Below are 15,735 nucleotides of genomic sequence, written 5' to 3'. Positions count from 1 at the left end.
GCGCTTGCATGGAAGTTTTGCACAGCCATTATTGCCCCAGACCAGATAATGAGCATTTTTCTGAACACACCGGTTCAGGTAACACTCTATGTTGTCACCTTTATTTCCTTGATCATGGTATCAACTGGCTTTGCGCTCATGGCAAAGGAGCGTTCGGATGCGGCCTTGCGCAAGGCTGCCCTGCTGGACAGACTGACAGGCTGCTGGAACCGTGTACGCATTGAAGAAATATTGCAGCAGGAAATGGCGCGCATGCACCGCTATGGGCATCCGGTTACGTTGTTGATGCTGGATCTGGACAACTTCAAGCGCATCAATGACCAGTTCGGGCACCTTGCTGGCGATGAAGTGCTGCGAGGTTTTGGCAGATTGCTGCGCACAGACATACGCGCAACTGATGTGCCTGGACGGTGGGGCGGAGAAGAATTTGTTGTGGTTTTACCTTCATCAACTTTTTTTGACGCCGTAACCCTGGCGGAGCACATCCGCCATCACCTTGAAAAACTACATTTTTCTTTTGATGCAAGGGTTACAGTAAGTATTGGCGTGGCTGCCTGCCGGGCAACCGACACTGTGGACGAATGGATGCAACGCGCAGATCTGGCCCTGTACAGAGCTAAACTTGCCGGGCGCAATCAGGTCAGGCTGGAGGATCTGGACGGCAGCATCAGCAATTTTATTTGCAGCCCTTCAAGCGCATTGCGCCTTCAGTGGAGCGAAACTTACGAATGCGGGCATGAGGAGATTGATCAGCAGCACCGCAATCTGTTTGCGACAGTCAACAACCTGCTGCAACTGGATAGCTCCGGCGCTGACAAAAAAGCAATCGGCACTGCTGTTGAAAGCCTGCTGGCAGACACTGTAGAGCATTTTCAGTTTGAGGAGCACATCCTGAATCAGATCGAATACCCGGATGCACCCGCGCACATACAGGCCCACCAGCGCCTGCTGGACAGAGCCAACATTCTGCTGGCGCAGTTCCAGCGCGATGGCGCAGACCTCGCGGCCTTGCTGCACTTTATGATTTACGAGCTGACAGCCCAGCACATCATGATTGACGACAGATGCTTTGGCAAAATCGACACAGCACCCCATGGAGCGCCGGCTCCGTCGCATTCTGCCGATCATGGCTAACCAGCACAGATCTTGTTTCTGCAAAAAATATGCGCGGCGCAAAGCGCCAGTCAGCAATAGCTCCTGAAACTACGCCCTGCCCCTCTCCTGACGCACAAAAAAGCCCGCAATGCCAAAAATCAGGGAGGGCAATATCCAGCCAAGCCCCACCGATTCAAAAGGCAGCAAGGCTGTCAGTTTGATGGGCAGCCCAAAATCTTCAAGCACGCTCAGGCCGCTGCTCAGCAAAGCGCCTACGGTGGCAAAACGGAAGATGTTGTCATTCTTGATGAACTTGTCAAACAGTGAAAGCACGATAACAGCAAGAGTGCCGGGGTACAGAAAAATCAGTACCGGGGCCGCAAGGGAAATGATGCTGTCGAGCCCCACGTTGGAGATCACCATGCTGAACAAGCCGGTGGTAACGGCCACAGCCCGGTAACTGAAGCGCCCCTTGCTGAACTGCGAAATAAAGGTGCCCGTGGTGCCGATCAGCCCCACAGCCGTTGCCATGCACGAAACAGTCATGATCACAGCCAGCAGCACATTGCTGGCACGGCCAAAAAGCCCGCCCACAAGGCCGGATACCAGCGCGCCTTTTTCCGTATCAGCAGGATACAGGCCGGAGCCTGTCGCGCCAAGGTAGCACAGCCCGCCATAGATTATGAACAGCAGCACGCCTGCCACAAGGCTCGACAAGCCAACAGAGAGCGCCTTCTGGCTGCCGGATGTATAGCCCTTGCCCTTAAGCGCATTCACAATGATATATCCGAACACCAGCGAGGCCATGACATCAAGCGTCTGGTATCCGGCGAGGATGCTGTTCCAGGCGACCCTCGCATCGCGCACGTTGGGATTGATTTCTCCCAGCGGCCACACAACGGCGGCGCACACAATCAGGAAAAAACCGCCGATCTTGATGGGCGAAAGGTAACGGGCGATGGCGTCAACCATATTGGATTCGCGGTATGCCAGCAAGGTCGAAATACCAAAAAAAGCAGCAGAATAAAGCACTTTTGCAAGGCTGAACCCCTTGGAAGAGTAGCCAAGCGGCGCAAAAGAAATGGCAAAGGCGGTGGCCCCGGTACGTGGAATAGCCAGCAACGGCCCAATACACAGAATGATTGCCAGCATCATGAGCATGGCAGGAGTTCCGCCAAGCCTGTGGAAAAGCCCTTCCTTTCTGTCAATGCAAGAAGAAGCCAGCAAGGCGTATATGGTCAACAGGGCAAGGCCCACATCTGCCGCGTAATAGCACAAAAAACCCGTGAACCACTGCGTTCCTGCCGTCAGGCCGATGTAAGGGGGAAACACAACGTTTCCCGCGCCAAAAAACATGGCGAACAAGGCCGCCCCAACCACAAAGGAATCGCGCACGAGTTTTTTGTTCATAAAATTCCAGTAGTACGAGTATTACGGGGGCCTGTCCTTTGCCATGGCACGGCGCAAGCCACCCGCGCCGCCTCAAATATCAGAAGGCGAGGCCGCAGGCTATATGGTCAGGTCATATTTTTTTGGCTCAGGCGCGGCAATAGTTCAAAAATAATAACCTTTCAGCACGTTATATACGCAGGCCAGAGCAAAAAATTCGGCTCTGCCGTTTATTGCAAACAGCAGAGCCGCTACAGATCAAGGCCTGTAAAAATGGCCCTAACCTAAACTTGATGAATCGATCTATTTGGCTACAGCAAGAATAACCTGCGAGGCCTTAACAATGGCGGTAACCTTTTTGCCGGGTTCCAGGCCAAGGTTCTTGATGCTGCCCATGGTCACAATGGAGGCGATGGAAGCGCCGCCGGGCAGTTCAACAATAACCTCGGCATTGACCGCGCCGGGGGTGACCTTGCTCACAGTACCGGCAAACTGGTTGCGGGTAGAGAGCAGGTAGTTTTCTGCATCGTTCATCAGCAGCACAAAGCTGGCCTTGATGAGAGCCATTGCGCTGGCGCCGGGCTTAAGACCAAGATTCTTGGTGCTCACCTTGGTAATGGAAGCAACGATGTTGATGCCGCCTTCAACGGACAATTCTACTTCATCGTTGACTGCGCCAGAATTAACGGCAACAACTTTACCACAAAAAACGTTTCTTGCGCTGGTTTCCATATGGTTCTCCTTCAGTTTGCGGAGTGACTGGAATATTCGGGGGGAGGACAACCTCCGCTTTGTATGGAGCAAGACTACAGGTTTCGCAGTAAAATAGCCAACCACTCGCAGCGTTACACAGATAAATATTAATATGCTGTTATTTCATGCAATTAAATCATCACGTTTTTTATTAAATGCGTGATTATAAAAAATTATTTTTAAGATGTTCCGGCAAAAGCACAACGCCACCTCGATACACAGAACATGCAGTCTATCGCCGCCGCCAGAGCGCGCATGGTGACAACATGCTCAAGACACCGTACTATGCTCAGCCACAAGCCGAGTTCTACTGCGCCTGGCGCGGAGCCAGCGGCCTTTCCCTACAACAGCAGCCTTCAGTGGGGCCATGACAGCCACGCCGTGATTAACCGTGCGTGTGGGCACATACCCAACTGCCAATATCTGGAGAAGATCATGAATACGTTTGATGTTGTCATTATCGGCGGCGGGCCTGGCGGAGCCAAGGCGGCAGGCATACTTGCCCGTGGCGGAAAATCTGTTGCGCTGATTGAAAGCACCCATATGGGCGGCGTATGCCTTAACTGCGGCTGCATCCCTACCAAGCTGCTGCTGGGCGCAACCGCTCCCAAGGGATTGCTGCGTGGTCTTGAGCGCCAACGCGTTGCCAAGGGCAGCATTGAGGTGGACTACGATGCTCTGCAAAAACGCATTCAGCGTTTTGTCAAAGCCTCGTCCCAGACCCTGAGCAAGGGCCTGGAGCAGCTTGGCGTAACGCTTATTGAAGGCCGCGCCGCTTGCGCCAGCCCCTCGGAAGTTGTGGTGACAGCCGCAGACGGCACCGTGCAGAATCTGCGGGCAGAGCACATCATCCTTGCTGGCGGTTCCCGCTCCGCCGCATTCCCCGGCATGACGCCCGACCATGATGCCGTTCTGGACAGCACAGACATGCTGTGCGTGCCTGCTGTGCCGGAAAGCCTGATTGTTGTGGGCGCGGGGGCCATCGGCCTTGAAATGGCCGACTTTTTCAACGCCATGGGCAGCAAGGTCACTATAGTGGAAGCCGCACCCCACCTTGCGCCCACTGAAGATGCCGATCTTGGTCAGGAAATGGCAAAGCTTCTTGGCAAAACCGGCATAACCTGCATCACGGGCGTTAAGGCTGCATCGCTCACAACGCGTGAGGGCGCTGCTGTGCTTGTGCTTGAGGACGGCAGAGAACTGACCGCCGCCAAGGCCCTTGTGGCTGTGGGCAGAACGCCCAACACCGATGATCTTGGAGCGGAAAAAGCCGGATGCACGCTTAAATCGCGCGGATTCATCGCAGTTGATGAGCATCTGATGGCTGCCCCCAATGTTTACGCCATTGGCGACATCAACGGGCAAACCCTGCTGGCGCACGCTGCGGAGCATCAGGGCGCGTATGTGGCGCAGCGCATTGTTGGCGCGCAAAGCGGCCCTTACGCTTCCGGGCCGGTGCCTTCCTGCGTTTACGGCAGCCTGGAAATCATGCGTGTGGGCCTTACCGCCAGGCAGGCTTTGGCCCAGAGCGGCCCGGTGGCTGTTTCCAGGGCGCAACTCATGGGCAATGCCATTGCTCAGGCCGGGGGCGATGCGTCGGGCTTTATCAAGATTGTGTGGCAGAACGGCTGCATTGTGGGCATTGCGGCTCTGGGGCACGGGGTTTCGCACCTTGTCACAGCGGCGCAGTTGCTGCTCATAGGGCAATACCACGGCTCTGCGCTTGATGCCTTCATGTTTGCGCACCCGACACTAGACGAAGCGTTGCACGCTGCCCTGGAAGCGACACCAGAACCTTTTGCTGGCTGATCCAGAAATTTCCGCTTTTCCGGCCATTCAGCCCCGGTCAGCTTGTTAGCCGACCGGGGCTTTTTGTCGCAAGTGCCATATCCCCCATATCGGATTACGTATTTTTTTAAATTCTTGTCAAACTGCATCATCTTGTCTAAAAAAAACCTGCTTGAATCAATGTTATGCGGAAGTTTTTTCATGCAATCCTTATCCCCCCTATCAGGAGAGCAACATGCCTTATGTTGAGCGAGTGTTAAATAACCTTAAAGAAACCTATCCCCATGAACCTGTTTTTTTGCAGGCAGTGCAAGAGGTGTTGCAAAGTCTGCAACCCATCTTGGACAAGCAAACTGAATACGCAAAAATGAAAATCCTTGAGCGGATTGTGGAGCCGGAACGTTGCGTCTCCTTCCGCGTGCAATGGATGGACGATGCAGGGCAGGTTCAGGTCAACCGGGGTTATCGGGTTCAGTACAACTCGGCTCTCGGCCCGTTCAAGGGCGGCCTGCGCTTTCACCCCAGCGTGAATCAGGGCGTGCTGAAATTTCTTGGTTTTGAGCAGATTTTCAAAAATTCGCTCTCGGGCCTTGCCATCGGCGGCGCCAAGGGCGGCTCTGATTTCAACCCCAAGGGTAAATCCAAGACGGAGATCATGCGCTTCTGCCAGGCATTCATGACGGAACTCTGGACGCATATTGGCGCAACCGTTGACGTGCCTGCTGGCGATATTGGCGTGGGAAGTCAGGAAATCAGCTTTCTTTTTGGGCAGTACAAGCGCCTGACCCGGCGCTACGAAGGCGTACTCACCGGCAAAAACCTGCTCTTTGGCGGTTCGCTGGCGCGGCCTGAAGCCACCGGCTATGGCGCTGTGTATTTTGCCCAGGCCATGCTCGATGCGCGCGGCCAAAGCCTTGAAGGTAAGGTCTGCACGGTTTCCGGCGCGGGCAACGTAGCTATCCATTGCTGCCAGAAGCTTATTCAGGTGGGCGCAAAGCCCGTGACCGTTTCCGACTCGCGCGGCATGATCTATGACCCTGAGGGCATCAGGCTGGACGTGCTCAAGCAGGTGAAAGAAATTGAACGCGGCCCCCTCACCCGCTATGCGGAGCTGGTTTCTTCCGCCAAGTACGCACCTGTGGCGTCCTATCCCGCCGGGCGCAATGCCGTGTGGAACGTGCCCTGCTTTGCGGCTTTTCCCTGCGCGACGCAGAACGAACTGAACCTCGCGGACGCGGAAACCCTGCTTGCCAACGGCTGCGGTTGCGTGGCGGAAGGTGCAAACATGCCCTCTACGCTTGACGCGGTGCATGCCTTTATTTCTTCCGGCATCGCCTACGGCCCCGCCAAGGCAGCCAACGCTGGCGGCGTGTCTGTCAGCCAGCTTGAAATGGCGCAGAATGCCAGCATGCAGCGCTGGACGTTTGAAGCGGTGGACAACCAGCTCAAGCACATCATGTATGACATTCACCAGCGTGCCGCAGCCACTGCCGCAGAATTCGGCCACAAGGGCAACCTTGTGGTGGGCGCTAACATTGCGGGCTTCCGCAAGGTTGCTGACGCCATGATCGCCTTGGGCGTGTAACACTACGGTTGGCAGTCATGCCTAAGCGTGCCTGCCCGCAAGAATAACAAAAAGCCTGTTGCAGTTTGGAATATTCCAGAGAAGGACACATTCCGTACCGCAACAGGCTTTTTTGTAATACGCTATGCTGCCGCAATTTTTTGACACAGCAGCCCCGCGATTACAGAGCCTTGGCGGTGTCTCCAAGCCCCAGTGGCCGCTGCATCAGCACAACATCTACCCATTGGCCGAGCTTGTAGCCCGCAGACTGGAGCACTCCCTTGTGCCTGAAGCCATGCGCCGCATGCAGGGCAATGGAACCAGCGTTGCCGCTGTGGCCGATAACAGCCACCATCTGCCGCCAGGGACCGCGCTCGCACCGCGCAATGAGCGCTTGCAGCAGCGCATGCCCAAGCCCTTGCCCCATTGCCTGTTGGGCAACATAGATGGAATCTTCCAGACAGAATCTGAAAGCAGACCGCGTGCCGTACAGCCCGGCGTAACAATAGCCCACAACAGTATTGTCCTGCCGGGCCACCAGATAGGGCAAACCAAGAGCAAGCACGGCCTGACGGCGGCGCTCCATTTCTTCCGCAGCGGGTGGCAGTTCTTCAAATGTTGCCAGCCCGTGCAGCACATGCCAGGCGTAAATGCCCTGCACTGCCGCCATATCATCCGGTTGCGCGTCATCCACAACAATGTGCGGCGCACAGCCCGCGCCGGAGCGCAAAGGTTGTGAATCCATGAGTTGAGGCCTCGATGTTGCGGAGTAAGGCTGTTTACCAGCCGTTCAGGTGAACCTTGCTTTCGTTGAATCTGTCCGCCTCGGCAAAGGGTTGCGCAGGGTGCCCCATGACCACAAGACCGAGCATGTTGATCTGGGCCGGAACATTGAGCAGTTCGCGGATGGGTTCAACGCGGTCTTCGAAGGGGTACATGCCGCACCACACGGTGCCAAGGTTCAGGCCGCGCGCGGCAATGAGCATGTTTTCCAGAGCGGCCGTGCAATCCTGCTGCCAGTAGCCGGGGGCTTTGGCTTCTTCCGGATTGGCGCAAACCACAATCACCACAGGCGCTTCAGCGGCCATCTTAGCATAGGGGTGCCGCTCGGCAATGGAGGCCAGCAGGGCTTTGTCGCGCACAACCACAAAGTGCCAGGGCTGCTTGTTGTGTGCGCTGGGCGCGCACATGGCGGCCTTGAGTACGAGCTGCAAGTCTTCATCGCTCACAGGCTCAGCCGTGAATTTACGTATGCTGCGGCGGGTAAACAGCGCTTCAAAAACATCCATTGAAATTCTCCTGAAAATGCTGGCAGTGAAACCGCATACTGCGATTGCGCGCAAAGCACGGCGAATGCAGCGCGGACTGAATACAGATAAACTGTGCCTTCCGCCAGTATGCAATAATTTTGCTTTAAGCAAAAGTGCAGGATGCCGGGCATCCGAGCGCAGAAAAGCCCCCTCTCTTGCCCGTGTTGCGGGAGAAAGGGGGCTTTGCGTTCATTCAGGGCAGGCAAAAGCCCGCCAGAGGCCTAGCTCATGTCCCAGTTGGGATACATGGTCCAGATGCCGCAGGGGCAGATGCCGGAGCAGATGCCGCAACCGATGCAACGGGTAGGATCAGAAACGTATTCAAATCCACCGCCAGCGGTTTCCTTGCGGTCAATGGCCTTTTCCGGGCAGGATTTAAGGCACATTTTGCAGTCGCGGCAGGTGCCGCAGCTCACGCAACGGGAGAATTCATCCTGCGGCGTGGGCAGCTCACGGTCATGACACTTGGCAAAATAGGCCGTATGCAGACGCGTGGAAGGCACGAGCTTTTTCTTTTCCGGCGTGTAAGTTTCGCCGCGCACAAAGGCATCTGCGGCAAAGGCGGCATCGCGGCCCGTGCCGATGGCATGCACCAGCAGGCCGGGCTTGATAACGTCGCCCACTGCAAAAACGCCATCCATGATGCTGAGGTCGGGCTTGGGCACGATCCATTCGCGGAACTTTTCCAAACCTTCCGGCAGGAAGGAGAGGTCGGGCGATTCGCCAATGGTGATAATGACCATCTTGCCGGGAATGAGCGTTCCTTCCTGGCTGATGATGCCGTTATCAGTGACTTCCTTGGTCTGCACGGGCCACACAAGCTTGCCGCCCAGCCCTTCGACATGCTCAATTTCGTGAGCAAAGGCGGCGGGCTTCTGCACGTCGATGCAGGTCACCTGTTTGGCGCCCATGGCGTATGCGCCCACAGCGGCGTCCATACCAGCGTTGCCGCAACCGATAACAATCACGCTGTCGGGCACGGCGGGCTTTTCGCCCTTGTTGATGGCTTTCAGAAAGTCGATGCCAGCCACGATCTTTTCGTGACCGGGCCAGGGGAAGATGCGCGGCACATGCCCGCCGGTGGCGACCACCAGAGCAGAGTGCTTTTTGCGCAGTTCCTCGAACTTTTTGGCGTCAACAGGGCAATTGTTCACAAAGGCCACACCCATGTCCTCAATACGCTTGAGTTCCTTGCGCAGCAGGTCATGGTTCAGACGTGCACGGGGAATCACCTGCTCAAGCTTGCCGCCCATGACGGAGTCGGCTTCGTACACGGTGACGTCGTGTCCCAGACGGGCGAGCTGCCAGGCAGCCGTGAGGCCGCCAACACCGCCGCCGATCACGCCAATGTGTTTGCCGGTGCGTTTTTTGGGCTTATCAACCGTGATATCAGCAGAACAGGAACCGAGCTTTCCGATCTGCACGGGGCTGTCCAGATCAGTGCGCGTGCAGCTCTGCATGCAGGGGTTGGGGCACACGCTGCCGCAGACGGAACCGGGGAACGGCGTGTAATCCAGCACCATGCGGTAGGCTTCTTCCACATTACCTTCACGCAGAAGGTTAAGTCTGCGCTGGGTGGGGATGGACGCCGGGCAGTTGAATTCGCAAGGGGCGGCATACTCGGCGTTTTGCCACATGGGCACACGCAGGCGGTAATCACCGCGCGCCACCAGCCCGTTGACCATAAAGTCATCGGGGGCCACGTCGCTGAAAATGCCGCTGGGTATCCATTCCTTGCTGCGGAACTGCCCAAGGCTCAAGACTTCCTTCTGACCGCGCTCCTCAAACGGCAGCGGCGTGATCTTCTGCCACTGGCTCCAGTCGCACAGTTCGCTGCGCAGGCTGGGCTGGTCAATGGCCATCAGAAAATCGTCAAGACCAGCATCAAGCCAGGCGATGTCTTCATCGTCCAGGGGGTTGAGGCGCACGTCCTTGGGCAGCTGTCCAACAGGCCCACGGAAGTAAACAGCACCGCCAACCATGCCGACGCAGGAGCGTTCGCCCATAACCGAGGCAATGCCCTGGCTGTCATGGCCGCACACAACGGCCTTGCCGCCGCCCATGAATTCAAAAGAGAAGCTGCCCACGCTCTTGAGCACCCAGAGTTCCGGGGCTTCATACAGGGGGTCGTGCTTCATGAGTGAGCCAGAACGGGTACCCGCGCGGCCACCAATGTAAACAGTACCGGCTGCCGCGCAGTGGGCCGCAGTGTCGCCCGCGTCGCCGCGCACCACAATACGCCCGCCCGCGTTCAACCAGCCTACGTCCGCCGAAGCGGAGCCTTCAACCAGAATCTCGGTGTTGGGCAGGCACATGGAGCCTACCCGCTGACCGGGGTTGCTGACCTTGAAGGTCAGCTTTTTTCCTTCCTTGTTCCACAGGGGGCCGCCGATGTCGTGCTGGCCCGAGGCCTCAATATAAAAGTCAGTCTCACCCTTCTCTACCGCCGCCTCAATGGCCAGCAGCAAATCCTGGGTGGACATGCGCTTGTGTTCGTCTACCGTGCTAACGCGCAGCATGTTCTGCTCCTCGCCAAAGTCTAACAGGCGTACTGGATATCCAGCTTGTCGGCCACAGCCTTGTCCGTGGTAACCAGGGCGTCGGAGCGCCCAACCGGCAGCGAACTGTTGCCCACAGGGGCCAGCAGCTTGCGCAGTTCGGAGTCAAAGGCCAGCATGTAGTCCACAATGTTCTGCGCGCCCCTGTCCACATCCAGCCTTTTGACCAGACGGGGATCCTGGGTGCATATGCCCGTGGGACATTTGCCGGTATTACAGGCATTGCAGCGGCCGTGCTCATTGCCGACGCAGCCCAGCAACTGGATGAGGATCTTGCCAATGATAACGCCGTTGGCGCCAAGGCAGATCATCTTGAAGGCATCCGCAGCCGCGTTGCCGGTCAGGCCTATGCCGCCGCCAGCCCACAGGGGAATCTGCCCCTGAAGACCCTGGGCAACGGCAGCCATGTAGCAGTCGCGCAGCTTGGAAACAATGGGATGCCCGGTATGCTCCAGCGAAACCTCGTTGGCAGCGCCGGTGCCGCCCTGAATACCGTCGATGAAGAACCCGCCGCAAATCTTGTAGGGATCGCGCAGCAGGTTGTTGTATACGGAAACAGACGTGGCAGATGCCGCGCACTTGATGGCCACCGGCACGCGGAAGCCAAAGGCCGCATTGAGCGAAAGGTGCATTTTCTGCACGGATTCTTCAATGGAATACAGGCCCTGATGGTTCGGCGGCGAATGCAGGGTCGCCTTGGGTACACCACGGATGGCCTGAATGTGCGGAGCCACCTTGGCTGCGGGCAAGAGGCCGCCGTCGCCGGGTTTTGCACCCTGACCAATTTTGATGAGCACGCCCGCCGGGTCTGTTTTCATGCGGGGCATGGCCTTGATGATGCGGTTCCAGCCAAAGTGACCGGAGGCGATCTGCAAGATCATGTACTTGAGCTGGTCGGATTCCAGCAACTTGATGGGCATGCCGCCCTCGCCCGAGCACATGCGCACAGGCATCCCGCAGTGTTCGTTAAGATAGGCTGCGGCAAGGGCAATGGCTTCCCACGCGCGGGTGGAGAGCGCGCCGATGCTCATGTCACTGAAGATGGCGGGGTAAATCCAGTGCACCGGGGGGGTGCGCTCGGTCAGCACAAGGCTGTCGCCGTCAACGCGCAGGGGCAGTTCCTTGGCAAGCATGACGCGGCCAAGGGGCGAGCGGATATCAAAGGTATGACGCTCGGAATCCAGCGCGGGGTCGGTCATCTGGCTGATGCGGCCCACAAAGATGGAATCGAGCGTGCGCGGCGGGTTCAGGTTGGTGCGCCCGCCCCGTTTGACGGGGCCATGGTGACGCGCCAGCACGGGGAACCTATTATCCTGGTTGCGCACGGGTTTGATGGCCGCGTTGGGGCAGATTTTTTCGCACATGCCGCAACCCACGCAGGCGTTGGGGATGCTGGCCTTTTGCATGATGACCGGGCGCGCGGAATGTTCCTGCGTCGGGTCGGGAAAGGCCTTGCGCGAAAGCGTGATGCTGCGGCGCATCATGCCCACTTCAATGGCGTTGAAAGTACAGGCCGCCACGCACGAGCCGCACATGGTGCACAAATCGGGGCGGTATTCTATCTTCCAGCGCAGGTCGTTAACACTTACGTCCTGAGTTCTTACTGATTCCATCGCTGCACCGCCAGATCGTTGTCAATAACCACCATTTCCCGTTCATTGGGATAGATGTCGTTGGAGATGTCGCGGTCGGGCATGATGGCGTTCAGACCGCAAACCTCGGAGGCGATAGCCACCATGTCCGAGTTTACGCCCACAACAACGGGCCGCAGCTTTTTGGAGTCGCAGCAGGTAATCATCTTGCCGTCGGGCAGAAGGCCGATGATGGTGTTGGGGCCGTTGATCTCCAGATGCGCGAGGGATTCGCGAATAAGATTCAGAACCTTGCGGTCAGCGCGCTGTTCGGCCTCCACAAAAGGCAGGGGCGTGATAACGTGCTTGTAATACTTGATGGGCCAACGCAGCTCATGCAAGACATAGTGCAAGGTGTACAGAAAGTTCTGCGAGTCGGATTCAAAACCCACATAGCCCCTGTGCAGCGACTTCTGGAACTCTTTGTTCTTGGTGAAAAACGTGTTCTCGCCGTTGGCGCACACAGTGTAGCCCTGCAAAAAGAAGGGATGCGCTGCGTAACGCACGATGGCGTAGTTGGTATTCTGGCGGCACTGGGTCACGATATTGCGCGCGGTCAGGCGGCCATCGTCTTTCCATAGTCGAAAATAGACAGCTATGTCGGCAGGATCACCGATTTCTTTAAGGGTCAGCACATCGGGCCAGAACGAATAGACAAAGCCATTCTTTTTCTCGGCCAATAAGTCCCGCAGCTCAAGGCGCGTGTCCAGCAGCAGGTTTTCGCGTTCTTCCTGGCTACGGGAGCGGTATTCCTCCGGGTAGTCATAGTTGCGGAAGACGTAACGGGGCATGGCCTCAATCTTGAGACCGGGGCGTTTGTCCACTTCAGGCACCCACTGGGCAACCTGCACAAAACCCTTTTCTTCCATGTAATCGTTGACCAGTTGCACTCCCTCGGGGGTGCAGGCCAATGAAAGCAGGGGTTTGTCTTTGTAGTGGCTGAACACGCCCTCCAGGTCTTGCATAACCATAGCAAAACCGGAGTTGTCATGCCCTTCCTGCTGCGGCAGCATTAGATTGAGCGCCATTGAGGGGGGTACAGGCGTCTTGCTCTTGATGGAACCAATTCTGCACATAGCTGTTAACCTCGGGAAAATGCGTCACTTGAAGACCAGCCCGCAAAACTGGGCTACAGGGACGCGAATGAACCCTCTCGTAGGGTGCAATGTTGACTGACCTTTTGGTATAGTCTGAAGACATGACCAAAACGCACCACGAGTTGAAGCATGGGACTGTCAAAAGACAGCCTCTGCGCTCCAACCGGCGGATCCACACTGGCGGTTGCGTTCGGCCTCTGGCGCAGGGGGGAAATTGAGTTTGCTACAAACCTTTTCGATGGGCAAGAATAAATTGATGCCCTGCATCAAAAAAAGTCACAGCGATTAAGTTTTGATACCACTCATAAAAACTGGTGTTTGTATGTGAAAAATCACGTAAAGTTCTGCAAATATCTCATGGTGTGCAATTTTTTTTGCAAATTTGACATATTGCCATAACATAATATTGGCATTGTCCGATATTTTTTTTAGAATCAGTCGTAGCTGTTCTGAATTTATGCCCTTTTAAAAGGCATCTGATAACGCATTTCATAAAATATGGTTATTCGCCCCTGCGAGGTAAAAGATGAATGTGAGAATGTGGCTTGTTACCCTTTGCTGTGGGTTTGTCGTAGGCATGGCGACCCTTTTTTTCACCAGCACGCACATGTCCACACTTGTTTTTACGGAAGTAACCATTCCCCAGCTTTCGTCAGCATTGCAGTCAAAGTATGAGTACGGCCTGAAAAGTGTTATCGATGTCGCTGCGCAAGACCTTGCGGACAGGCTCAAGGGCGTCACCGATCCCAAGGAGCAGTACGCGCTGATTGAAAAATACACTGATTATCAGCGTTTCTTTCCCAACGATGAGGGCTATCTGTTTACCTACAAAACAGACGGCACCCGCATTAATGTACCCACCAACAAAGCGCAGAACGGTAAAAACCTTATTGATCTCAAAGACAGCGATGGCGTCTACATGGTGCGGGAGCTGATCGAGGCTGGCAAAAAGGGCGGCGCTTTTGTGGCCTACCGCTTTGACAAACCAGGTGCTGGCATACAGCCCAAGCTGGCCTATGCCCGCATGATACCGGGAACAGACGTTGTTATCGGCACCGGCGTATATATTGACAGCGTTGAGGCCGAGCGCACCCGTGTTGCCAATCTGGTTTCTGAACGAAACGACCACTATGATAATCTTGAACTGCTCATTTGCGGTGGCATCCTTGTTGTCATTCTCGGCTTTGCATGGCTGATTACGCGCATTATCTGTCTGCCCCTGCGGCAAATCACCGGCGAAGCGGAAAAGGTCGCTCAGGGTCAGGAAGCTGCTCTGCCCACTCTCAAGGCATCCTGTCCGCTCGAAATCCGGCGGCTTAACAGCTCGTTGACCATGATGATCGAAAATCTGCACGGTCGTATTGAGGAAGCAGCAGACAAAACCCGTCAGGCCGCCGAAGCTCTGGATCATGCAAAAGTGGCGCAGGCCGCTGCCGAAGAAGCCAAGCTCCGCGCAGAATCTGCCCGCAGAGAAGGCATGCTTGCCGCCGCCCATCAGCTTGAATCCATTGCCGAGGCGCTCTCCTCCGCTTCATCTGATCTCTCGCACCAGATCAAACGCTCTGATGAAGGTGCGGAAGAATCTTCCAAGATGCTTTCTGGCGCTGCCACTGCCATGAATGAAATGAACGCCACGGTTCAGGACGTTGCCAGAAACGCAGGTCTGGCATCGGGCGCATCGCTCGAAACCCGCGACAAGGCTCTTTCTGGCGCTAAGATCGTGCAAAACGCCGTGGAAAGCATCACAGAAGTGCAGACCCACTCGCTTTCGCTCAAGGAAGACATGAACCGCCTGAACGAGCACGCGCAGGCCATTAACCAGATTATGGGCGTTATTTCCGACATCGCCGACCAGACCAACCTGCTGGCGCTGAACGCGGCCATTGAGGCCGCCCGAGCTGGCGATGCCGGCAGGGGCTTTGCCGTTGTGGCGGACGAAGTGCGCAAGCTGGCAGAAAAAACCATGGTTTCCACAAGCGATGTGGCCAAGGCCATTCAGGCCATTCAGGACAGCACCGCCAAGAGCATGCAGGGCGTTGAAAACGCGGTTGGCTCCATCGGCGTGGCCACGAATCTGGCCGGGCAATCCGGCGAAGCCCTGCAAGGCATTGTGGAAGTGGTTACGGCCACGGCCGATCAGGTCAATGCCATTGCCGCCGCCAGCGAAGAACAGTCGGCAGCAAGCGAAGAAATCAACCGCAGCATTGTTGAGGTCAACGAGGTTTCACAGCTCACGGCTGAAGCTATGAAACAGGCTTCCACTGCCGTTGCCGACCTCACCGAGCAGGCCAAAAAGCTCGCCGCTCTTATTCAGGAGATGAAGCAGGGCTAGGCTGCTCTCCCTCGCCATTCAGGTTCCCGGTTTGCGCTTGCACGGCGCAGGCCGGGAACCTTTGTTTTGCAGGTGGAACGGCATGCGGCGGCATGCAAGTTCGATAACGCGCGCAATGGCAAACGCTTCTTGCGTTTTTGTTCGCAACACGCCACATTTGCAAAACGTTCGGCAACAGGCGGCCTGTTGCAATAAGCCTGTTCGAGGCAAGCCCTGTA

At 56.3% G+C, this 15,735-nt stretch carries 11 protein-coding genes; 4 read left to right on the top strand and 7 right to left on the bottom strand.

The window, feature by feature from the left end:
• The first annotated feature begins 48 nt into the window (after window positions 1-48).
• Window positions 49-1,134, top strand: a complete 1,086-nt coding sequence (locus JMF94_RS05965) for a bacteriohemerythrin (RefSeq protein WP_240824264.1) — start codon at window positions 49-51, stop codon at window positions 1,132-1,134.
• Between the two features lie 69 nt (window positions 1,135-1,203).
• On the opposite strand, the gene brnQ is transcribed toward JMF94_RS05965, so the two are convergent.
• Window positions 1,204-2,505, bottom strand: coding sequence for a branched-chain amino acid transport system II carrier protein (gene brnQ / locus JMF94_RS05960; RefSeq protein ID WP_240824263.1), 1,302 nt, complete (start codon window positions 2,503-2,505; stop codon window positions 1,204-1,206).
• A 282-nt stretch (window positions 2,506-2,787) separates the two neighbouring features.
• Window positions 2,788-3,216: a TOBE domain-containing protein gene (locus tag JMF94_RS05955; protein WP_240824262.1), complete on the bottom strand. Its 429-nt coding sequence runs from the start codon at window positions 3,214-3,216 to the stop codon at window positions 2,788-2,790.
• Between the two features lie 456 nt (window positions 3,217-3,672).
• Here JMF94_RS05955 and JMF94_RS05950 point away from each other — a divergent pair, with 456 nt between their 5' ends.
• Together JMF94_RS05950 and gdhA are read left to right on the top strand one after the other, a co-directional pair.
• Entirely contained in the window at window positions 3,673-5,046 is a 1,374-nt protein-coding gene (locus tag JMF94_RS05950) for an NAD(P)/FAD-dependent oxidoreductase (protein WP_240824261.1), read from the top strand.
• Between the two features lie 214 nt (window positions 5,047-5,260).
• Window positions 5,261-6,610 (top strand): NADP-specific glutamate dehydrogenase, encoded by a 1,350-nt coding sequence (gdhA, locus tag JMF94_RS05945; protein ID WP_240824260.1) that lies wholly within the window; start codon window positions 5,261-5,263, stop codon window positions 6,608-6,610.
• 160 nt (window positions 6,611-6,770) lie between these two features.
• Here the strand turns inward: gdhA and JMF94_RS05940 are convergent, their stop codons facing one another.
• The 5 genes from JMF94_RS05940 to JMF94_RS05920 all read right to left on the bottom strand — a co-directional run bounded on the left by JMF94_RS05940 (window position 6,771) and on the right by JMF94_RS05920 (window position 13,116).
• Window positions 6,771-7,334, bottom strand: a complete 564-nt coding sequence (locus JMF94_RS05940) for a GNAT family N-acetyltransferase (RefSeq protein WP_240824259.1) — start codon at window positions 7,332-7,334, stop codon at window positions 6,771-6,773.
• A gap of 34 nt (window positions 7,335-7,368) precedes the next feature.
• Window positions 7,369-7,878, bottom strand: coding sequence for a nitroreductase family protein (locus JMF94_RS05935; protein WP_240824258.1), 510 nt, complete (start codon window positions 7,876-7,878; stop codon window positions 7,369-7,371).
• A gap of 242 nt (window positions 7,879-8,120) precedes the next feature.
• Window positions 8,121-10,418: an FAD-dependent oxidoreductase gene (locus tag JMF94_RS05930; RefSeq protein WP_240824257.1), complete on the bottom strand. Its 2,298-nt coding sequence runs from the start codon at window positions 10,416-10,418 to the stop codon at window positions 8,121-8,123.
• Between the two features lie 20 nt (window positions 10,419-10,438).
• Entirely contained in the window at window positions 10,439-12,070 is a 1,632-nt protein-coding gene (locus JMF94_RS05925; protein ID WP_240824256.1) for a glutamate synthase-related protein, read from the bottom strand.
• The gene (locus JMF94_RS05920) at window positions 12,058-13,116 is read right to left on the bottom strand and encodes a glutamate synthase (RefSeq protein ID WP_240824255.1); all 1,059 of its coding nucleotides are present in this window, start codon (window positions 13,114-13,116) and stop codon (window positions 12,058-12,060) included. The genes JMF94_RS05925 and JMF94_RS05920 overlap by 13 nt, the downstream gene beginning before the upstream one ends.
• A gap of 676 nt (window positions 13,117-13,792) precedes the next feature.
• On the opposite strand from JMF94_RS05920, the gene JMF94_RS05915 reads away from it, so the two are divergent.
• Complete coding sequence (locus JMF94_RS05915) at window positions 13,793-15,517, top strand: methyl-accepting chemotaxis protein (protein WP_240824254.1); 1,725 nt, start codon at window positions 13,793-13,795, stop codon at window positions 15,515-15,517.
• Window positions 15,518-15,735: the final 218 nt, after the last annotated feature.

Origin of the sequence: Desulfovibrio sp. UIB00 (assembly GCF_022508225.1) — a bacterium.
Lineage (GTDB): Bacteria > Desulfobacterota > Desulfovibrionia > Desulfovibrionales > Desulfovibrionaceae > Desulfovibrio.
This window is presented reverse-complemented; position numbering and strand designations above follow the sequence as displayed.